Source organism: Corynebacterium kozikiae (assembly GCF_024580965.1).
Lineage (GTDB): Bacteria > Actinomycetota > Actinomycetes > Mycobacteriales > Mycobacteriaceae > Corynebacterium > Corynebacterium kozikiae.
Genome location: NZ_JANIKJ010000004.1, coordinates 54,174 through 75,189, shown reverse-complemented (window position 1 = coordinate 75,189; position 21,016 = coordinate 54,174). Strand labels below are relative to the sequence as shown.

The window sequence follows — 21,016 nt, the reverse complement described above, 5'->3', positions numbered from 1 at the left end:
ACTTATTGTGCAGTGAAAATATTGAGCCTGCTCCAAAAATAGTTGCAACTTTGAGTTTCCGCAATCCTCTTAGAGTTCTAGCGGAAGAAGTGGTTTTCTTGTTCTAGCCGTAGTGTCGCTTTCGTTGTGCTCGTGCCTTTGACCATCCGGTTTTGGGTGCCAAACCACGGGTTTGGGAGGTTGGTCTCATGAGGAGTGTTATTCCATCGAAGTCGGTGGGAACCCAATCGTGTTGGTGTGTCTTGAATTCCAATCCTTGCTCGCAGTTTGAGGAAAACACCATCAGTGCGCGTCCTTGCTTTACAAGCTGAGTCGTTCTGTCCCAGAGTGTTTCGCGGATTCGCGCTGAGACTCGCCCCACAAACACACCTGGAGAGATCTCGAGCAACCATTTTGTGAGATCCCCGCGGAGTCCGGCAGGGCATGCTGTCACGATGAGTACCATCATAATGGACCTTCTTGCCAGTTCTGCCCAGCCCGAACGAGTTCCAATTCGCTCCAGAGGAAAAGCTCGACATCCGAAAAAGAGTCGTCTTCGGAAAGATTCATGAGGATCCCCAAATCCTTTACGATCCGTGACATTAACCGCTTTTCGACGACCTTATCTCGTACTTTCAGACGGACGTTCAATTCCTCCCCTGTCGGGGCTGCAGCAACAGCTTCAAACGCAGCAGGTATGGAAATCTCAGCTTTGTAGAGGTCTGCGATGTCGTAGACGAACGAACGGTCAGTTCCAGAGTGGATTATCCCGAGCGCGGGAATGAAACCCAAAGCAACAATCACTGCATGGACAATGCCATATAGTGCTGCTGATCCTTCTGTTAGCGCCTTGTTGATGGGGGTGCTGGACTCGAAGTTATTCGGGTCGTATTGCCGTCGATCCCAGTGGACCTTGGTTCGTTGCGCTTCAGCTGCGTATATGCGTTTCATTCGTGCCCCTTCACGGCCACGCAGTTGCGACATTGAGAGGTGTGAGACGTCTTCGTCGGGGAAACGCATTTGGTACATTTGGCGAGCACATTGGAGACGTGTTCGTTGGTTGGACCAGATTCTAGCATGTGCTTCGGCGAACTTTGCGGTTTTTGCTGGTGGGCGCCCGTGTGCGTAGTATCGGACTCCCATTTCTCCGACCCAGATCACGCTGGCGCCGGCGTCGCCGACGAGCGCCATTGCTGCGTAGGTTACCTTGGTTCCAGGACCTAGCATGAGCGCAGCGATTTGGGTTGCTGGAACAAATACCGTTCCACGGGAATCGGTGATGGTAAGGCCATTATCATTTCGATTGACCACGGCACGTTCCACGTACAAGAACGAGATACGGTTCTCGAGACGTGGAAGTGCCAATCGGTCTATCGGGGTGCCACTAATACTCATCTTGCCGTGCTGGTGCCAGAGTCAAGAGTCCACACCCGTAGCCGCGGCCGCGGCCAATACCATTCTTCAAGGTGTTGCGAAGCAACTCGGGATCGGTCACAGTGAGTGTTCCCTTAAACCTCGCGGTATGGATTCGAACATTGTTCTTGCGGTTTGAATTCGGGTCACGTTGGAAAGACAGCACTTTTCGTTCAATTACACGCGCGGTGGGTTCATTGTCTTGCAACAAGGAAAAACCACAGGACTCGCTTCGTTTGATGAGCCAATCCAACTGATGCGTTGCTGAAACGTGTGCCCGAACTTTGCCGCGTTTCCCGCCGGGTTGAGGTTCGGAGAACGTCGGATTTGCCACCAGTTCAAATCCCCATTGCTGACCTTTCATGAGGCGAGCGAGGAAAGCGTCGTAGCTCGCAACCTGAGGAGGACGAGTTTCCCATCCTGCTTGGTCAACAATGTGATCGGCAGTGGGCTGCTCGGGACCGACAATATACAGCGTGTCCTCGTGACCGTTCTTATCCAAGCGCCAGAGAATTCGACCATGCGTGACATCGATGTCTGGAGGGAACGCCTTCGCTACAGCCGCATGCATTGCATGGGGATTTGTGAGGAACTTCCGTGCTTCCCGGCGATATTGATTCAGCATGATGCGGGTGAACGTGGTCATGATGAGATCACCACCTCGAAGAATGGATCTCGGTTAGTCCCAGTTGGGTTTTCAATTTCTTTATCTCCTGCGTAAATGACTTCACGCCAACCGTATTTGCGGTGCTTCGGGTCGAAGGAAAGCGGTACATCCCGGCGTGCCGCTCCTTTTTCGCCGATTTCCCCGTCACGGTAAATCGGCAGACGAACGATTTGCGAGCGCTCCCGTTTGTGGGCAGGAGTGGCAAACCAATTGTTTTCTGCCATGAGTGCCTCAGCAGCCCCGAGATCTACGATGCCTTGTACGAGATCTACTGGCGCCGGGCAGGAGCGGCGGCCAAGGTATAACGGGAAGATGGGATTCCTGAGGTTTTCTGCAAGGCTTTCCAGCAAAGCACGGTCCGGTGCTTCGATGCCTACGAGGAACACTGCGTCAGTGAGGTACGTCCTTGTAATCAACGTGGCATCACTTCCGGGATTGCGCTGCCAGTCTTGTGCGGTTTGATAGTCGTGCAGCAAGGTGCCTGACTGATCAATGCGCACCGCAAATTTGAGGCGTGTCAGATCTTCTACCGGATCTGTCCTCCGGCGGCCTTGGGCTGCAGCAAGCAGCCCAACAATTGCGGACTTACTCGGCGTTGATCCAGTTCCTCGAACTCGATATCGAGAGCTGTCTCCCCATGATTGCATGGGGCCTTTCAGGAGGAGTTTGAGTGAGGATACCACTGTTACGCTCCCTGAAGTGCGCTTTCAATCTGGCTGCCAAGTTCGGTCATCGTGGTGAGCGTTGCAATTTCCTGGAATGGTTCCACGAGATCGCCCAGCGCTACAGCAAAGGCTGCAGTTGGCTTGAGCCCGTAGGCTTCCTCGATTGCCGTGGATTCTGCTGCCAAGCGTTGTGCTGCTACTTGGCGGCGAGATTTGCCGTCAGTTGCTTCCACGGGAGATTCGAAGGCGTTGATCAGAGAAACGGAACGATCATTTCGAATCGTTATGTATACCAACTCTGGCAAGGTCTGGTTGGCAAATGTGTTGATCTTGCCGGTAGGCATGGAGGAAATGAAGGCGTCGACAAGTTGTGATGCCGTGGTGACGGCGGCTTCCTTGCTTCCGAGATTTTCTGCCAGTCCGTCAACGTTGATGGTGGCAAAGCGGTAGAGCGTTGAAGATGTGAACTGGACGGTGCCAAGCATGGCTGCGCCGGTTTCTTCGGCGGCCTCGACTGCATCATCAACGGCGGTGAAGTAGTCGAATTCACTGCTGGACTCGTGTACGCCGAGGGCATGTGCCACCTGAATGGATGCGTCTACGTTGAACATTGCGTTGTCCGCGACCATGCGGCCGAATGCAGCGATGTCGACCGAATGTTCCGTGTCCAGAATCTGCGTTGCTTCTGCCTTCTTGATAGCGGTAGCTTCACCCTGGGCTATCACCTGAGCTGCGCGCTCGATTTGTGCTGGGCTGAGGAAGATCAGGTACTTGGTCGTCGGGTAGGGGTACACCTCCTTTTCTTCGTTCTTCTTGGGCTTCTGGGGATTCTGGATCCCAATTTTTGCTGCCTTGAAAAGACTGGTTGCACCTTCGATGGCGGTTTGTATGTCAAGTTCTGGATTGAGTTCAACTGCGCGGGTCGCAATAACCTCTGGCATTCGTGTTGAGCGGGTGCCGACGAGTTCTTCCCCGAAATGCTCTCCGAAGTACTTCCGCATTGCTCGCTTCCATGCTTGGGAAGAGACTCGTTGCCGAGGAACGCCCCCGAAAATGGCGGATTTCGGGGCGCCGGTATCGTCGCGGTTGATCAGGCTTGGTGGAAGCGTGTGAAGAGCGTGGATGTCAATGACAAGAGACATGGTGTTTCCTTTCGATGGAAGTTAGGATTCGGATACGTTTTCTTTTTTTGAGGAGTAGTAAGCGCCGCGGACGATGTCGCGCCCCCACCGAAGCTGTACTCCAGGGCGTTGTTTAGGATCTTGGAGCCGTTCGAGATCCAACGCAAACCAGCCGTAGTTGAAGCCCAAGTCTTTGCTTCGCAAGAGTGTGATGATTGACCGGAGGTGAATTAGGCGGTTTGTTTCGCTGTTGGCGAGCATCATCGCGTCTAGCCGTGGTTTGATGGACTTGGAATCAGCGGTTGCATGCAATCTTCCGCAGGCTTCCGCGAATGACTGCATCGGCTCGTGCATTGGCTTTGTTGCGGATTGCATGTGTAATGCGAAGAACTGCAAGGCGGTGGTCGCGGCGATTTCAGTGGGAGTTGGTGTGTCCGAGTATCCAAGCTTGGGGGGATCAAGTTTAGGATCCAGTTCTAGGAGCACTTCTTCCAACAGCAATGGATTTGCTCGCAACGGAACGCCAATGTTCCGTCGGAAGTTTGCAAGAGTTCCTCTTGCCGCGTGCTTCGCTGGGGTATCGAATGGTGAGAAATAGTCCCGTTGTAGCCGAGCGCAGGTCTGTGAGACACAGTCCTTTAATGGTGCGAATTCTCTTGGATCATTCGTTTCCATTGCTTTCCTTCCTTTCATTTGTTGGTTGTGCGGTTGAGGGGAAGAGTTTGTCCAACTTGAGCAAGAGCAATCGGAAATAGTCACCTGCAGAAATAATTTTGGTTGATTCCGGATCGCGAATCTTGCCAACCATCGCCTTCGGGCCAGCTCCGCGGAGAACAATCTTTGCGTGTGATTCGATGATTGCCCGGGCGAGTTTTTCCCATTTGTCTGTGAGGAGATCGAGCGCCTCTTGATCGTATGGGTCAATTCTTGCCAGTGATCGCAGCCACTCGTTGAATCGTGGTTCCAATTCGGCGAGCACACCATCGGTGACGGCTGTAGGGAACGGGGTTTCACTTTGTGATCCACCAGCGGCGAATTGGAGATTTCGAGCGAAGCGTCCAAGCTCCACGCCGGCTTCCGCGGTAGCTCCTGATATTTGGCGGATAGCTTCTCGAGGTGCAATGGCGTCTTCTGCGAGCAGGGACACCGGCAAAGAAACGCGGGCGGAAATGTCAGTTGTGATTACTGAAGCATTGCTTCCGTACGAGATTGACACCAGTTCTACATCGAGAATTGGCGGTACCAGTTCTTCGTAGAGGGCTTCAACTTCGGCAAGTTCTTGAAGCACCGCAGGTTTGATTGGATTCTTACTCGCTGGGTCCGCTGGGACATCATGGTTTCCAACGATCAGTGCATCGAGCGAACGCCAGACAGTTCGTTCTGCATCGTACGGCTTTGGATAGTAAATATCTTTTGCCTTTGTGGACTTGTTCTTTGAATAGCGATACGGGGTCATTGGGTCGCCGAACGCGTTTGCACCCGCATTTGGAATGGCATCTCCAATTGAGACGATGACCTCCGTGACCTTGGTGTCTTCTCCGAACAAGCGGATTCGGCGACTTTGCCAGGTTGCTAGATCGGCTGCTCCTTGGGGCGTCGAGGGGAGTGCCTGGCCGTGCTCATCTTTGAGGGTTTGTCGTTCGGCTGCGGTATATGGCGGTAATTCCCAGAATGGCTTGTCACCGTTTGTGGTGATGCATTGCATCGTTGTGTTGAACAGTAGCGTCTCCGTCAGCGACTGCCCGTGTACTACTGTTGCGCCGGTCATGCCGGACCAACCGGTACCGATGGGGTAGCCTCTCCCACCTTTCACGCGAGGATCGCCGACGGCGCCGGTCTTGATGCCAGAGACATCGAATGCCTGGGTGTAAATGAGCCACCGTGCGGCCTCATCCAGGTGAAGGTATTCTTGTTCTTCGCCAGCACGCATGGAGAATTGTCCTTCTAGGATCTCGGGGACCAAGATGCTGACTGGTTTCCTTCCTCCGCTAGTGGATTGCAGGGAGGCAACCTGCATGAATGGCATCGTTTCGTGGAGAAGGTCGAATCGATCCTCGTACGTTGTGAGGTAATCGAGAACTTTTTGGTCTCGTTCGTTCCGTGAGATGCTATGGTGCATGGTTTCGAACCATTGTGAAAAAGAAAACGTCCCCTGTATTGCGGTTGGGTCGATTCGGTGTGCACGCCAAAATATCGCGAGGAGCAGACGTAATACTGCGTAGCTTTGAGCCGGCGATTCGCCACGGACTGCGGCAAGGTCGAGGGATCCGTCGAAGACTTCACGGAGGCTTACTTTCACGGTGGATCCGTTTTTGTCTGCACAAAGAATCCATTGCTCGTCAAGCAATGAATATGCCATTATTTCTCCTTTCATTCGTATTGTTGGGATGTGTGAGCGAGTCGCTCCGTTGGTGGGCTTCGGAGTTGAAGCCACTTGATTTGGAAATAACTCATTTTGGTATTACCTCGAGCCCAAGTTCGGTGTCATAGTGAAGTTTGAATCTGCCGATTTCGGCCGTGTTTTCTTGGTCGAACCACAAGGCGACTTCGCCCCGAAGGAGAAAATGCTTATGCCACCCGTTTGGGGTTTGGCGTTCGAGTTGTTCGATGATCTCCCCGAAGTCCTTTGGTGATCGGGTCATTCTTGCGGGCAGGCGTAGGGAATTGGACGCAAGGATAATTGCGTCTTCCGTCGAGATATCTGCTACGTCGTGAATCGGGATGCGGTCGGTCACACCGAGTGGGACATATCCGTACGCGTCGGCGCTTTGTTGGATTGCGATTACCTCGATGGTTGGCTCGGTATCCCGGACCTGGGCGTGGCCGGCTTCAATTCCAGCCTCCGAGTGCTTTCGTGTAAACAAGCGATCTAAGGTATCCGCAAACATGGGTTCTGGAATTCGAAATGCTGAGGCACGTAGTTTCGCTTGATCAGCTTGGACACGTTCCTCTTCTACCGCATGTTCCCAGTTGCATGTCCATGATTTTGGTACTTCGATGGAGGGGTTGTAGACGCGATGCACGAGGGAAGGGATGTCATCTGGCCGTGTGAAAGTCTTTGGGAGGTTTGCGATGGTTGCAAGCAACATCTTTTCCCCGTAAACCGCTATAGATCCTGGGTCGATTGTTGGTGCATGTTCGGTCAGCGTGAATCCCCGCAGGTATGTTTTTGGTTTGGCTAGTTGTGTAGGACGATCGGTGTCAGGGCGGTCGTGCCGGTGGATCCTTCCATTTCTTTGGATGAGAAGATCCATCGGTGCGATATCGGAGATGAGGAGATCCGCATCGATGTCGAGACTTTGTTCCACAACTTGCGTTGCCACCACGATGAGGCGATGCGGTCGTCCTTCACCCCGATGAGCTGTCGGTCCGAGGAGTCTAAGCAACGCGGCTTCCTTGTTTGCGCGCTCTGATGCAACGAACGCAGAGTGGTGGAGAACTACTTCCTCGGGAAACTGTGTGTGGAGTTCAGCAAAAGTCTCTTGGGCACGCTTGATGGTGTTGCAGACGACAAGTGCGATGCCACCGTCAGCGAGTTCCGCTTGTAGCGTTGAACCAACTGCTTCATCTTGGATATGGATGATCTCAAAGGTGGCGTCTGAAGTTCGCTTTTCGACGTCAACTGTCTGCACGCCTTTATTGTTTATGAGGGAGATCAGCGGGTAGTGCTCTGTGTTCACGAGCGGATCAGATTCAATAGCTTCTGGGATGACACCGCATTGTGAGCCGTAGGCTTTGAGCAAAACTTTACGCTGCGTTGGTGGTAGCGTCGCTGAAAGAACGATGACGTTTGCGCCGTAGCGCGCTAGCCAAGCGATTGCGGTGTGGAGGTACTCGTTCATGTACACGCCATATGCGTGAGCTTCGTCGATAATGATTGTTTTTCCAGCGAGGCCAACATGCCGCAGCATGGAGTGGCGCATTTGAAGTGCAAGCATCAGCACTTGGTCTACGGTTCCCACGACGAAGTTCGCAAGTATGCCCTTCTTCGGTCCAGAGAGCCATTGCGTTGCTACTACCGTGCCAGTGTCTGGCAGGTCGTTTCCGACGCCCTGAAACTTGAGCGCTCCATATTCTTTCGAGAGTTGATTCTTTGAATGTGCAAGGAACAAGGAAGAAACTTCACCTTGTTCTGTTGCGTTATTTGCCCACGCCACCATGCGTGTGAAGAGTCCGTTGGCGGTTGTCATCGTCGGTGCTGCGAAGAAAACCCCTTGTGCGCCACTCTGCAAACCAAGCAAATGCGCAACCATGAGTGCAGCCTCGGTCTTCCCTTCCCCAGTTGGTGCTTCAATAATGATGAGGCACGGGGCATGTTGAGCTTGTGCGAGTGAAAAAGCCTTTGCCTGTGTTGGGCGCAGGTGAACATTGTCAGGCCAATGAAAACTCTGCTTGTATGCGGCGAGAGCATTGTCAGGGAGTTGCGTTGGTGCCCATGTATTTGTCAGGCCAACGCTATCCAGTCCAAGTGCGGTTCGTTCAGATTGTGGAAGTATTCCTTCATAAGGAAACGCATCGGCATTCGAAGCGATCCAGTCTGCCATCACCACAATTCCAGTGATGATTTGAATCACGTAGGCAGGAATGATGTCCATTCGGGTTTGAAGCGCCTGTAGTGCTTCCTCAGCCCTAGCGAGTTTGATCATTCCCTCGAAGAGTGCGTCATGTGTCTCTCCCCAAAGCGGTGCTAGCCGACGAATTGCGAGGCGTGCTTGTTTTCGCTCCGTTGGTTCGCTCGGTTGCCCATGATGCGCATCCGCAATACTCGCGAGTGCGTGTGCGAGTACCTTTGGAAGGCCAATTGATTGAAGGTGAGATTCCACGATGATCCCGGAGGCAACGCTGTGGTAAATTTTGGCCTTTTCACCCCGTGACGAAGTTCTGACTGTCATGTCAAAACCTGCGTCCTTTGCGAGGCGAACGAGGTATTTGTGATTAGGCGAGTCCTTGATCATCTCAATGAAAAAGGGTGTCGCCTTGCCAATATCGTGTATCCCCGCGGAGAAGATAATGAGCGCCTTCGCTTCGTCTTCCGAGAGTCCAAGTGATGAGGCGATGTTTCGTCGAATCGCCGGGGCGATCACTTCATCCCACAGGCAATTTGCAACGCAGGCAGTGTCGAGCATGTGTTGGGGTAATGGCAAGAAGCTGCCTTCTGGGCCAGTTTTTGCCCAGAGTGAAGCAGATTCTTGGGGGAGGGATGGGATCCAGGTGTTCGCGCGATCCCAGAAGGAGGGTTTCATGACGGTTCCTAAAGGCGAGGCAACAATCAATCAGAAGTTTAGCAATTTCTGGATGTGTTCGCGAAGAAATAGCCTGATATTCTCGATTTGGATTCTTTTTCCCTGCATCTGCGGGGGTGAGCCGTTCTGATTGATGGTTGAATCCGGCTCCCCGCAATAGCGGGGTTCATTTTTGGGTGCGAGTTGAAGGGGCATGGCTTCATGGTAAGGCTGCCTCACGACATGCCATTCGGTATTCTCGATTCCCTCCCGCTCGAGATTGGTGGTTTTCCAGCAGGTTTTGCCTTTGCGGCGGGGTCTAATTTTCCATTTATTCGAACGTGAGTGCAGGTATTTACGCTGTATTAAATGCCGATCTACTTAAATATATGTTTGAATAGCGCTGTCGCTTCAGTGAGATATGCTTGCCAAAACAACCTAGAGAAGCGTTTCATGCACTTGGTGCAGCGCGCATTTTTAGAAAGAAACGCACGTGGCATACGGCAACAAGTCCATGTTGATCCTTGTGAGGGGTCCTACCGTCCTTGGCAAACTCTCTTCACGCAATATTGGGAAGAAAGGAATGGCCCTTCCACATCTTTCGCCCCCACTTACTACCGCCCCCGCGCCAGCACCTTCGCGATCACTCGCCAGCCCACCAGCAGCAGTCCGCTCATCACGGTGGCAACCACAATGAAGCTCCAGTGTGGAACTGCCGCGTGGCGCAGCGCCCAAATCACTAGGCCGGTCACGGCGGTAAATAGCCAAGCGATCACCCCACTGCCCAGGTCCACTTCTGGCCGGTTGCGGATAACAGCCCAGGCCAGCACGGTTCCCACCGCGAACGGCCAGAACGTGTCCAGCACTTCCATCACGCCCAGCCCGCCATGTGCCATGCGGGCAAGGATGGCAAACACGAGTACGGCGAGCAAGTCAATCGCAAAGTGCTTCATTGAGGATCCTTCTGCGTTTGTGATTTCTGGTTGGAATGGTCTTGCGTGATGCTGGGCGATGGTGCGGATGATTCAGAATTCGCCGCCTGCGTTGCGGCGTTAATATCAAAACGATTCCCGCCTCGCATCACATGTATGGCATACACCAGCCACCCAATCACCGTGGGCAGCACAAAGGAGAGCACTCGGTACACCAGTACTACACCGAAGGCGGTGGAGGCGGGCAGCCCTGCGGCCACCAGGCTGGCAGTCATGGCGGCCTCCACCGGCCCCACGCCCGCCGGGGTGACCTGCGCAGTTCCCACAATCTTTGCGGTCACAAACGCCAGCGTGATCGCCAGAAATGAGGGCGTTTCACCGATGCGTGTCCATGAGGGGAGAATCCCGGTGACCGCCCAAATGCACAGCCACAGCCCCACGATGTCCAGCAGCCAGTTGGCCAGGGAGAGCGCGCTGCTCACCGCAAATCTGCTGGGTGTAAGGCGCACCGCTTCCATTTGCAGTAACGACGCATCCAGCCGCACCTTCCAGCGCGGCAGTAGGTGCGTCACGTTGATCAGCACCTTGGGATTGTTCGTGAGCGCATACAGGCCAATGGATACAGCCACCATCAAAAAGGCCGTCCCGAGTAGCGGCCAAATGCTAAAACTCGCCCCGAGGAACAGCACGCCGGCGGTGCCCAGGGCAACCAACCACAGCGTGGAGATGGCCCCGGAGAGCACGATGAACCAACTGGAAACCAGCACGCTCACACCCCAATTTCGCATGGTGTGGAATTGGTACACCGTGGAAATCGCCGCCCCACCCGGCAGGGTGGAGCTCCAGGCGTTGGAGATGAACGTCAGGCGTGAGGTCTCCTTGAGCGGCACTTTGGCGCCACCGGCGCCTAGCAGGATGCGCATTACTTCCGCCATGGCGAAGAAGGAAAGGACAATGGCGGCAAAAGCCAGCAGCAGGATCCAAGCATTGGCTTCGCGGACCTCCATGTAGCCTTCGTTCAGGAAGGGCATTTTGTCTCGCATGAGGAAGGCCGCCACCGCCAGAATCAGCAGGGGGCCTAAGAAGCGAAGCCAATTCTTCATCAGGTCTTAGCGCTGTTCCTTCCCGAGCCGTTGCACAAGTTCTTGGAATGGTACGAGGTCGTGATCCTCTTCCACCGTACGCCCCGAGCGTACCGCAACGTCCGGGCCGGACAGGCGGGCGTCGTCAAGCGAAATCCCCTCTGGCGTGCTGCCGGTGTCATTGTGCCCAAGCCATGCCGACGCCCTCTTCACCCATCCTGGCGCCCACCAGTTGTCTTCGCGCAGCAGGTGCATGACTGCGGGGACGAGGAGCATGCGGATGATGGTGGCGTCGAAGAATAGGGCAAAGATCATGCCGAAGGCGATGTACTTCATCATCACGATCTCAGAGAACCCGAAAGCGCCGCACACCACAATCATGATGAGCGCCGCGGCGGTGATGATGCCACCGGTGTGTGCGGTGCCGTACTTGATGGCCTCATCTGTGGATTCGCCGTTTTCACGTGCCTCCACCATGCGTGAAACCAGGAATACTTCATAGTCCGTGCTGAGGCCGTAAACGATCGCCATGATGAGCACCAATACGGGGCTCATTAGTGGACCGGCGGTGAAACCGAACAGATCGGCGCCCACACCATCTACGAACATGAGCGTGAGGATACCCATGGTGGCACCCATGCCCAGCACGGTCATGATTACCGCCTTGGCAGGCAAAATCACGGAGCCGAACACCAGCGCCATCAGCAGGAAGGTGGCCACCACAATGTAAATGGCCATTGTTGGCAGCTTTTCAAACAGCGCCTCGATGGATTCCACTTCCAGGGCCGGGGTGCCACCGATGTACACTTCTACGCCTTCAGGCACGGAGATCGCCCGGAGTTGCTCAATGACATTGGCGTTTTGTGAGCGGTCCGTGATGCCTGCGGAAAGCACCGTGGTGCCGTCCACCGTTGCGGTGGAGGGGCGGAAAGTGCCGCTGAGGCCGGTGACCTGGTTGGCCTGGGCGAAGATCTCACCGAGCTGCTGGTTGGTGGCGCCGGTGACCACCAGCTTGATCGGCTCAGTACGGTACTCAGGGAAGGCCTGGTTGAAGGCCTCTTGGGTTTGGCGCACCTCGTTGTTTGGCGGCAGGTACGTCTCATTGAGGCCACCGAACTTCACGCCAGCCAGCGGCAGCGTAAGGCCAATGAGGAGGGCACACAGGCCCAGGGTGACCAGCTTGGCGTGCTTCATTGCCCACTGTGGCAGGCGGTACCACCAAGTGCTTTGCAACGTGCGTGCCTTGCGGCTGGTGCGGCGTACCGAGAACTTGTCAATGTTGTGCCCAAGCAGGCCAAAGATTGCCGGAAGCAAGGTAACGGAAAGCAGCGCCGCCAGGCCCACCGCGCTCATCGCACCATAGGCCACAGACTTCAGGAAGGCCTGCGGGAACACCAACAGCCCGGAAAGTGCCACGGCCACCATCGCCGCGGAGAAGACCACTGTTTTGCCGGCAGTTGCGGTGGTGATTCGCACGGCCTCGCGTACTTCACGGCCGTTGTCCATCTCCTCGCGGAAGCGCGACACCATGAACAAGCCGTAGTCAATGGCCAACCCCAAACCCAGCAGCGTGACCACCGACTGCGCAAACACATTCACCTGAGTAAAGCCCGCGAGGATGGACAGCACACCCAGCGAGCCCAGGATTGAAAGCACGCCCACGATCAGTGGCATGAACGCCGCCACCACGGAGCCAAACACCACCAGCAGCAGCAAGCCCACTGCCGGGAGGGCGTAGACCTCGGCGCGCTTGATATCTCCTGCCATGCCGGCGTCGAGCGCGTCGGCAACCGCGGTTGCACCAGCAACCTCCACGCTTACTCCGCTGAACTCCGGGGAGAGCGCGGGTTGGATGGTGCGGAAGTCTTTGAGTGTTTGCTCGTTGTCGCCTTGGAGTGCCACCGCGGCAAACACTACGGCACCTTCCTCAGCGGCCAGGCGGGGGTTGCGGGCGTCGAAGTAGCTGGTGATGGACTCGATTTGCTCGGGGTAGAGCTCCTGGAGCCCTGCCAGGTACGCCCGCATGTCATCGAACTCGGGGGAGTTGGCAATTGGTTGGCCGTCCTCGCTGCGGAACAGCAGGATCACGTCACCGGAATTATCGCGGCCAAACACCTCCTGTTCAATGCGTGCGGCCTGAGTGGAGGAGGAGCTGGGGTCGTCCCAGCCTTCCTGGCTCATGCGGTCCGCTAGGCGCATGCCAAACAGCACATGCAGCGCCAAAATGAGCGCCACCACAACCACTGGGACCACCTTGCGGTGGCGGTAGGCAAAATCACCCCATGTGGAAAACATCGCTTTTCTCCTGCTTATTCATGCTGTTCATTGCGCTATCGTGTGGCGCAATTGTGTGTGCGCCGGCCCCGAGCGCCGGCCCTGTGCGCCGGCCCTGCGCTCCGGCCCTGAGCTTTGAGGCAAGCACCTTAACTGCTGCGTCCGGTCAAAAGGGAGGTCAGTGGGCGCAGCGGCTGCAGCCATGCGCCTTCCGGCGGAAGCTGATCCAGGCTCACACGTGGCAGTGGTTCGCGGAACACCCCTGGGACGTCTTCCAGGTCCACAAAGTCCACTTGTTCGCTGGCTACTGCCCATGAGGCGTGCTCGTGGAAGCCAAGGACGGTAACGCGTACCCCGTCCTTGGCGAGCTCCTCAAGGGTGTCCTTGAAGTTCTGCCCATCCGCGCTGGCTACCACCAGCCCCGCGAGGTTGCCTGCGGCGAAGCGCTGACGGATGTGCTCCAGCATGTCTGGGTCAACGTCGGATTCTTCGTTGAGCTTGGGCTTGGCAAACACGGCGTAGCCAATGTTGCGCAGCGCCTCCACCCATGGCCGGATTTGTTCCGCGCCACCTGGGGTGACGTTGGTGAACACTGTTGCTTCCGCCTCCACTTTTTCCCCCGTGAGGTGGCTGAGCTCGCCGGCGCGCGCCAACAGCCACTTACCCACAGCGTCAAAACGTGGGCGGTAGGCGGTGGTTGGGCGCCCGCCCAGGATGGCACCCAGGCCCATGTCCAAGTTGGGGGCGTCCCACACCAACAAAAGGTTGTTACTCACTTGCGCCTCCACTGATGCGCCTCCACAAAAACTCAGTGATCACGTGGTCTTTTTCCAGGCCTTTGCCCTCAAACTTGGTGATCACTTGGCGGTCCGTGAGCTGAGGGCACTCAGGCCACGGCCAGCCCATGTACTCAAGCTGTGGTTCCACATGAACCAGCTCGTTGATCCACTCGGCGTAGTCGGCGTGGTCAGTGGCTACATGCAACACGCCGCCCGGCTTCAGCCGGCTGGCAATCAGGTTCAGCACGCCGGACTGGATAATGCGCCGCTTGTGGTGGCGAGCCTTTGGCCAGGGGTCAGGGAAGAAAATTCGCACGCCATCCAAAGACTCTGGGCCGAACATTCGCCCGAGTACTTCCACGCCGTCGCCGCGGATCATGCGGATGTTGGAAATCTCATCGCGCACCACCGCGCCGAGCAGCTTTGCCAAACCAGGCTTGTACAGTTCCACTGCAATAATGTTTGTATCCGCTTCAAGGGGGGCCATCGCTGCGGTGGAGGTACCGGTGCCGGAGCCGATTTCCAGGATCGTCGGGGCGTCAGTCCTGCCGAACCACGCCGGGACGTCCAAGGGCTCGTCGGAAAGCTCCTTGCCAAGCTGTGGCCAGTATTCGTCCCAGCGGGCCTGCTGGTTGTCCGTGAGCGTGCCGCGGCGAAAGCTCACCGTGCCTAGGCGCGGGTAGTCCAAATCATTAGAAAATTCTTCGTTGAAATCAGATTGGAAACGTGGGGTTTTATCAGTAGTAGACATCCCTCTTATCTTGCCTTTAAGGAGGCCCAAGGGGCAATACGATGGATAAGGTGCCGACGCAGACTGCAGGCGGTCCTCGCAGGCGCGCCCCTCACCGCGGCGGTAGGAGTTGGGGGAGTGCCGGCTAGTTTGGGCAGCGTGGAACTCCTTTCACCCCCAATAGGGTGGGGCGATTTTATGGCCGGGGGTGTAGGTATTGAGGTAAAAACCAAGGAGATCGGGGGTAAAACGGTTCAGGTGATGTGGGTTACAAAAATTCCACATGGAATGGTTGCACGAATGGTTACGCTGTGTGATGTAGAACTGCCAGCGTACTGATTAACCAGGAGATGCGATGTCCGCCGTGACCATTAAGGGCCTCGAAGGTACCGCCCCAACTGAGAATGAAAGGCTGCTCAATTGGATTGCGGAGAACGTAGAGCTATTCCAGCCCGAAAGCGTAGTGTTCGTTGACGGTTCCCAGGAGGAGTGGGACCGCCTCACCGCTGAATTGGTGGAGCAAGGCACCCTGATTCGCCTCAATGAGGAAAAGCGCCCGAATAGCTTCTTGGCGCGTTCCAACCCATCCGATGTTGCCCGCGTGGAGTCGCGCACCTTCATCTGCTCCGAGAAGGAAGAAGATGCCGGCCCAACCAACAACTGGGCTGATCCAAAGAAGATGAAAGAGGAGCTCGGCGCGCACTTCTCCGGCGCGATGCGCGGGCGCACTATGTACGTTGTGCCGTTCGCCATGGGCCCACTGGATTCTGAGGATCCAAAGATTGGTGTGCAACTTACTGACTCCCCCTACGTTGTACTTTCCATGCGCATCATGACCCGCATGGGCCAGGCTGCGCTGGACAAGCTTGGCAACGGCGAATTTGTGCCCTGCCTGCACTCCGTTGGTGCCCCCCTTGCTCCGGGTGAGCAGGACGTTGCGTGGCCTTGCAACGATGAAAAGTACATTGTGCACTTCCCAGAGACCAAGGAGATCTGGTCCTACGGCTCCGGTTACGGTGGTAACGCAATCCTGGCAAAGAAGTGCTTTGCGCTGCGCATCGCTTCCGTGATGGCCCGGGAGGAGGGCTGGATGGCGGAGCACATGCTCATCCTGAAGCTCACCTCCCCAGAGGGCAAGGTTTACGGCGTTGCGGCTGCGTTCCCATCTGCGTGTGGCAAGACCAACCTGGCGCTCATTGAGCCAACCATCCCTGGCTGGAAGGCTGAGGTTGTGGGCGATGACATCGCGTGGCTGCGCCTCCACGAGGACGGCCTGTACGCCTTCAACCCAGAAAACGGTTTCTTCGGCGTTGCACCTGGCACCAGCTACGCCTCCAACCCAATGGCAATGCGCACCATGGAACCAGGCAACACCCTGTTCACTAACGTGGCACTCACCGATGACGGCGACGTCTGGTGGGAGGGTATGGACGGCGACGCCCCAGAGCACCTCATCGACTGGCTTGGCAATGACTGGACCCCAGAGTCCGGCACCGACGCCGCTCACCCGAACTCCCGCTACACCGTGGCAATCGACCAGTGCCCAATCGCTGCGCCTGAGTTCAACGATCCAAAGGGCATCAAGATCGACGCAATCCTGTTCGGTGGCCGCCGCCCAGACACGGTGCCACTGGTCACGGAAACCCTGAGCTGGGACCACGGCACCCTGATCGGTGCGCTGCTCGCCTCCGGCCAGACCGCCGCCGCTGAGGGCCAGGTGGGTGCCCTGCGCCACGACCCAATGGCTATGCTGCCGTTCATCGGTTACAACGCCGGTGACTACCTCAACCACTGGGTGGAAATGGGCAAGGCTGGCGGCGAGCGCATGCCAAAGATCTTCCTGGTGAACTGGTTCCGCCGCGGCGATGACGGCCGTTTCCTCTGGCCAGGCTTCGGCGAGAACTCCCGCGTGCTGGAGTGGATTATCAACCGCGTGGAAGGCAAGGTTGGCGCGGAAGAAACTGTGATCGGCCACACCGCCCGCGCTGAGGACCTCAACCTGGAGGGCATCACCGAGCCAATCGAGGACGTCCGCGAGGCCCTTACCGCCCCCGCCGAGCAGTGGGCAAAGGACCTGGAAGACGGCGAGGCATACCTGGAGTTCCTCGGCCCCCGCGTCCCTGCAGAGGTGCACCGCGAGCTTGAGGCGTTCAAGGAGCGCGTCGCGGCCGCGAAGTAGCCCAGCGAAGTAGCCCAGCAAAGATTCACTGGCGCCCTCAAGGTAATTGGGGGCGTCAGTTTTGTGTGCTTTCGGCGCTTTGTGCACCCTATCTTCCTGGGGCCCGCACCACGATCAGCAGATTAGACACCAGGAACTCACGCAGCAGCGGCACCCGCACCACCCACCAAGCCCACCTGGGGTGGTAGCGCGGGATGCACAAAACCGCATCGTGTTGCCGAGCCCACCGCAGGCCTTCCTTGCAGCTCACCGCAAACAGGGAGGTGCCCCACACGTTTTTGGGCTCATGCCCGTGGCGGGCAACGTAGCGCCTCCGGGCAAATTCGCCGCCAAGGTAGTGCTGCCACAGGCCGGTCTCGTGCCCACCAAAGGGGCCCAGCCACACCGTGTAACTCAGGATCACCAAGCCGCCGGGCTTGCACACCCGGAGCATTTCCTGCGCCATGAGCCAGGGGTCGGGGACATGCTCGGCAACGTTGGAGGAGAACACAGTGTCAAAGCTGGCGTCGGCAAAAGGGAGCGCTTCGCCGGTGCCGCGAACCGCGTTACTGAGTGAGATGCCTGCGGCCTGCATCTCCCCGGCGTCGGGTTCCAAGGAAATGTAGTCTGCAAATTCCGCCGCAAAGTACCCCGGCCCACCACCCACGTCCAGCACCTTGCCCACCTGGGTGCCCAAATCCGCGGCGATCGCGTGGATCTGAGCCGCCGTATCCGCAGCGAGCGGCCGGTAGAACTCCTCCGGTGAGCGCTGCTCGTGGCGGAAGGAGGTCAGGAGTGTGAGGCTGCGTCTTAGGGTGGCAAAGGCGGCCGTGTGCGGGAAGGATGCGGTGGTTCCCGTTGTGGGGCGTGCTGTGGTGCGCGCTGTGGTGCGTGCGTTTCTACGAGCGTTGGGGGGTACGGGGTGGGAAGCGGCGGACATGGGCTCATCGTATTACTGTGGGGGTTCGATATGAAGATTCACATGCTGTGCTGGCGCGATACTGGCCATCCCCAGGGCGGCGGCAGCGAGCGCTACCTTGAGCAGGTTGCCCAGTATGCCGCCTCACATGGCCATGAGGTGACCTTCCAAACAGCGGCGTATGCCGGCGCCCCAGCTGAAAGCACCCACAACGGTGTGCGTTTCCTGCGAGCGGGCGGCAAATACACCGTCTACCTGCGAGCACTTGCGGCGCTCCCGAAAGACGCAGACGTGATCGTGGATACCCAAAATGGCATTCCATTCTTTGCCAAGTTGTTCACCCGGACCCCGGTGGTGTTGCTGACTCACCATTGCCACCGCGAGCAGTGGCCGGTGGCCGGTTGGCCGCTGCGGGTCCTCGGGTGGTGGCTGGAATCCAAGGTGGCGCCAAGGGTTTACCGCAATAGCCAATATGTGACCGTGAGCGGCGCCTCCCGCGAAGAGCTGGTGGATCTCGGGGTGCGCGCGGATCAGATCGCTGTGGTGCGCAATGGCATCTCGGCAATCCCGGAACGCGTGGTGCCCGCACAGACTGACCTTGAAAAGCAACGTGTGATCGTTGTGTCTCGCCTGGTGCCGCACAAGCAGCTTGAGCATGTGATTGACCTGGCCCGCGCCACCGAAGGCGTGCATGTGGACATTGTGGGTTCCGGCTGGTGGGAGCAACGCCTGCGCAGCTACGCGCGCGGCCTGGAACACCGCGTGTTCTTCCACGGGTACGTCAGCGAGCAACGCAAACACGAATTGCTCTCCCGTGCCGCAGTGCATGTGCTGCCCTCGCGCAAGGAAGGGTGGGGGCTGGCCGTGATTGAAGCAGCGCAGCACGGCGTACCCACGGTGGGGTACCGGACGTCGGGAGGCCTTCGTGATTCCGTTGGCAACACCGGCATCCTCGTGGATACCCCCGAGCAGCTCATCGCGGCAACGCGGGAATTGCTTACCGACGCCCCCCGGCGCCGCAGGCTCGGCGAGCTTGCACGGGAGCGTGCGGCTGGCTACTCCTGGGAGCGCACGGGCCAGGAATTCCTGGAGATTTTGAGCGCTGTGGCAAACGGCAATAGCAGCCAGAAAACAGTGAGCGAAACCCCAAGCCAGTAGCGCCACCCCTTGGGGGACACCCCGCCGATGTGCTCTACCGTGTCCCCACTGATGCGCAGCCCCACTCCCTGTTCGCGCAGTTCACTCGGGGAGGCCTGGAGTGCTTGCAGGTAGCGCTGGGTTGGGGGATCAATGAGCTTGCCGTCCACGGTGAGGGCACCCGCCTCTATGGCCTGGTTGGCTTTGAGGCGTGGGTCTACCATGGTGCGGCCCTGGTAGTTCACCAAACCCTGGCTAGCGGTAATCAGAATGTCCCCTGCAGAGCGCGGCCAATCCTGCTCCGGGATGCCTCGCAGCGCACCCATCGCCGCAGGCGCGGTTGGGGCTTGGGCAAAAGTGAGGGCGAGGCCCAAAGCGATCACACCGCGCACGCGTAATTCACCCGCACCGGTAATGAGAGCCGGGAGTACCAGCCAGAGGAGCTTGGCGGTATCGCGGAACATTCCCGCGCCGGGGATCATCTGCCACCAGGTGCCAAGGCTTAATACGGCGGTGAGCGCCAGGGCGGAAAGCGCGAGGAAGACCAGCGGCTTCGGTGCGCGCCACAGCACCAGGGCTGCCAAAAGGGCGCAGGCAATGGCCAGCAAGCCCGCTTCTGCGCGGACCTCAGCGTTCCATATTCCGCCACCGCCCAACCACGCCAGCGTTGGGTGCGCCACAAAGGCGGCGGTGGGGCTCGTCTGAGGAGTGGATAGGAGACTGGGCACCAGCCACGGCAAGCTGCACAGCAGGCAAAAAGCGCTGGCCAACCAGCGCCTGCACACCACCAACAACACCAGCGCCAACACCGTGCCAGTGGGAGTGAGGGAGCACGCCCACGCAGCCAACAACACCACCAGGGTGCTGGGGTGCAGCAGCGCGGGGATGAGCCATGCGGAAATCACCAAAGACCAATGCCCGGCCAACAGGCGCTCCACAACAAAGGGGTTCCACAACGTTACCGCCACCGCCACTGGCCCGAGGCGAAAAGCAGCCCAGGCCCCAGCGCACGCAGCCCCGAGGATGCAGGCCTTAGCCACCCAGGTTGCAGGGAAGAGCATCCCGGCGATGGCCAGAGCACCATCCTGGGGCGCGTTGCGTGCAGGGAGATCACCAAACCCCAACGCGCCGAGGGAAAGCGCGGGGCGCTGGATCACCACCATATCCCGCAGGCCCAACATGCCAGGAGTTGCCAGCCACCACAGCAGCGCAGCGAGGCAAAACCCTGCAACCAGGGCGTTCAGGGTTAGGAGCGCTTGGGGCGTGCGAGGAGCCATAGGCCACCAATCAACGCAGCAAAACCGGCGTACTTTGCCACAAAGCCAAAAATCCGCGAAGCCTGCAGCGCCGCCAGATGACGGTTCATCCGCTCCTCACTCCATGAAGACGCCTGGAGGGTGAACTCCTGGCCAGCCAAAGTGAGGCGCTGCTGGACTATGGTTCCGGTGCGCGGCTCAACGGTGAACTCGGCTCCCGACGCCGGCTGCTGGAACACCAGGTACTGCCCATCCTGACGCAGGTAGTCAGCAGGGGACTCCTCACCCGAATTGGGGTCAAACACAAGGTAGCTGCGGCGTTCCGTATCCACTGGGAAGAAGGAGGACAGCCCCAGCCGGCCATCAGCATTATGCAACACTGGGAAGGAAGACTCGCGGATCAGTGGGACGAACTCCTCCAACACCACCTGGCCATCAACCTCCCAGGTGACGTGGGAGTTCACGGCTTCGGAATCCTCCGGATCTTCCGTGAGTTCAGTGGAACGGACAAGGTGGGCGCCACTTGGTGACGTCGTTTCTTGCACGAAGATCGCTTCCTTTGGCAGCGGCTTCACCATGCCTGCAGTGAGCGCGGGGACAAGCGCGGACAACAGAAACAGCACACCAGCCGTCACACATGCAATAATGCCTTGGCGCATGCCACCCACCTATCAACTCGAGG

18 protein-coding genes are annotated in these 21,016 nt (G+C 57.7%); 2 read left to right on the top strand and 16 right to left on the bottom strand.

Translation table 11 applies throughout. The features are described from left to right. Window positions 1–103 precede the first annotated feature (103 nt). The 13 genes from cas2e to trmB all read right to left on the bottom strand — a co-directional run bounded on the left by cas2e (window position 104) and on the right by trmB (window position 14,885). A complete protein-coding gene (gene cas2e / locus NQ018_RS04245) occupies window positions 104–448 on the bottom strand; it encodes a type I-E CRISPR-associated endoribonuclease Cas2e (RefSeq protein WP_257058774.1) in 345 nt (114 codons plus the stop codon). Beyond that, window positions 445–1,374 (bottom strand): type I-E CRISPR-associated endonuclease Cas1e, encoded by a 930-nt coding sequence (cas1e, locus tag NQ018_RS04240; protein WP_257058772.1) that lies wholly within the window; start codon window positions 1,372–1,374, stop codon window positions 445–447. Before cas1e ends, cas2e begins: the two co-directional genes overlap by 4 nt. Further along, entirely contained in the window at window positions 1,364–2,038 is a 675-nt protein-coding gene (gene cas6e, locus NQ018_RS04235) for a type I-E CRISPR-associated protein Cas6/Cse3/CasE (RefSeq protein ID WP_257058769.1), read from the bottom strand. Before cas6e ends, cas1e begins: the two co-directional genes overlap by 11 nt. Further along, the gene (gene cas5e / locus NQ018_RS04230) at window positions 2,035–2,742 is read right to left on the bottom strand and encodes a type I-E CRISPR-associated protein Cas5/CasD (RefSeq protein WP_257058766.1); all 708 of its coding nucleotides are present in this window, start codon (window positions 2,740–2,742) and stop codon (window positions 2,035–2,037) included. The genes cas6e and cas5e overlap by 4 nt, the downstream gene beginning before the upstream one ends. 2 nt (window positions 2,743–2,744) lie before the next feature. Beyond that, window positions 2,745–3,866, bottom strand: a complete 1,122-nt coding sequence (gene cas7e, locus NQ018_RS04225) for a type I-E CRISPR-associated protein Cas7/Cse4/CasC (RefSeq protein WP_257058763.1) — start codon at window positions 3,864–3,866, stop codon at window positions 2,745–2,747. A 21-nt stretch (window positions 3,867–3,887) separates the two neighbouring features. After that, window positions 3,888–4,520 carry a type I-E CRISPR-associated protein Cse2/CasB gene (gene casB, locus NQ018_RS04220; protein WP_257058761.1) on the bottom strand — a complete coding sequence of 211 codons (633 nt, stop codon included), beginning with the start codon at window positions 4,518–4,520 and terminating at the stop codon, window positions 3,888–3,890. Beyond that, window positions 4,507–6,204, bottom strand: coding sequence for a type I-E CRISPR-associated protein Cse1/CasA (casA, locus tag NQ018_RS04215; RefSeq protein ID WP_257058759.1), 1,698 nt, complete (start codon window positions 6,202–6,204; stop codon window positions 4,507–4,509). Before casA ends, casB begins: the two co-directional genes overlap by 14 nt. A 91-nt stretch (window positions 6,205–6,295) precedes the next feature. Continuing rightward, a complete protein-coding gene (cas3, locus tag NQ018_RS04210; protein WP_257058756.1) occupies window positions 6,296–9,088 on the bottom strand; it encodes a CRISPR-associated helicase Cas3' in 2,793 nt (930 codons plus the stop codon). 593 nt (window positions 9,089–9,681) lie between these two features. Further along, entirely contained in the window at window positions 9,682–10,020 is a 339-nt protein-coding gene (locus tag NQ018_RS04205; protein WP_257058754.1) for a DUF3054 domain-containing protein, read from the bottom strand. Then, window positions 10,017–11,102 (bottom strand): lysylphosphatidylglycerol synthase transmembrane domain-containing protein, encoded by a 1,086-nt coding sequence (locus NQ018_RS04200; protein WP_257058751.1) that lies wholly within the window; start codon window positions 11,100–11,102, stop codon window positions 10,017–10,019. The genes NQ018_RS04205 and NQ018_RS04200 overlap by 4 nt, the downstream gene beginning before the upstream one ends. Before the next feature lie 6 nt (window positions 11,103–11,108). Further along, window positions 11,109–13,376, bottom strand: a complete 2,268-nt coding sequence (locus tag NQ018_RS04195) for an MMPL family transporter (RefSeq protein ID WP_257058750.1) — start codon at window positions 13,374–13,376, stop codon at window positions 11,109–11,111. A gap of 128 nt (window positions 13,377–13,504) precedes the next feature. Continuing rightward, the gene (locus NQ018_RS04190) at window positions 13,505–14,131 is read right to left on the bottom strand and encodes an NYN domain-containing protein (protein ID WP_257038452.1); all 627 of its coding nucleotides are present in this window, start codon (window positions 14,129–14,131) and stop codon (window positions 13,505–13,507) included. Continuing rightward, window positions 14,124–14,885: a tRNA (guanosine(46)-N7)-methyltransferase TrmB gene (gene trmB / locus NQ018_RS04185; RefSeq protein ID WP_257058747.1), complete on the bottom strand. Its 762-nt coding sequence runs from the start codon at window positions 14,883–14,885 to the stop codon at window positions 14,124–14,126. The genes NQ018_RS04190 and trmB overlap by 8 nt, the downstream gene beginning before the upstream one ends. 334 nt (window positions 14,886–15,219) lie before the next feature. Here trmB and NQ018_RS04180 point away from each other — a divergent pair, with 334 nt between their 5' ends. Further along, window positions 15,220–17,043 (top strand): phosphoenolpyruvate carboxykinase (GTP), encoded by a 1,824-nt coding sequence (locus NQ018_RS04180; RefSeq protein WP_257058745.1) that lies wholly within the window; start codon window positions 15,220–15,222, stop codon window positions 17,041–17,043. A gap of 88 nt (window positions 17,044–17,131) precedes the next feature. Here NQ018_RS04180 and NQ018_RS04175 read toward each other — a convergent pair whose 3' ends face one another. Continuing rightward, window positions 17,132–17,962, bottom strand: coding sequence for a class I SAM-dependent methyltransferase (locus NQ018_RS04175; protein WP_257058735.1), 831 nt, complete (start codon window positions 17,960–17,962; stop codon window positions 17,132–17,134). 30 nt (window positions 17,963–17,992) lie between these two features. On the opposite strand from NQ018_RS04175, the gene NQ018_RS04170 reads away from it, so the two are divergent. Beyond that, a complete protein-coding gene (locus tag NQ018_RS04170; RefSeq protein WP_257058731.1) occupies window positions 17,993–19,099 on the top strand; it encodes a glycosyltransferase family 4 protein in 1,107 nt (368 codons plus the stop codon). Here the strand turns inward: NQ018_RS04170 and NQ018_RS04165 are convergent. Together NQ018_RS04165 and NQ018_RS04160 are read right to left on the bottom strand one after the other, a co-directional pair. Further along, window positions 18,997–20,355 carry an MmpA family trehalose lipid delivery protein gene (locus NQ018_RS04165; protein WP_257058726.1) on the bottom strand — a complete coding sequence of 453 codons (1,359 nt, stop codon included), beginning with the start codon at window positions 20,353–20,355 and terminating at the stop codon, window positions 18,997–18,999. The genes NQ018_RS04170 and NQ018_RS04165 overlap by 103 nt on opposite strands. After that, window positions 20,325–20,993, bottom strand: coding sequence for a DUF3068 domain-containing protein (locus NQ018_RS04160; RefSeq protein ID WP_257058724.1), 669 nt, complete (start codon window positions 20,991–20,993; stop codon window positions 20,325–20,327). Before NQ018_RS04160 ends, NQ018_RS04165 begins: the two co-directional genes overlap by 31 nt. Window positions 20,994–21,016: the final 23 nt, after the last annotated feature.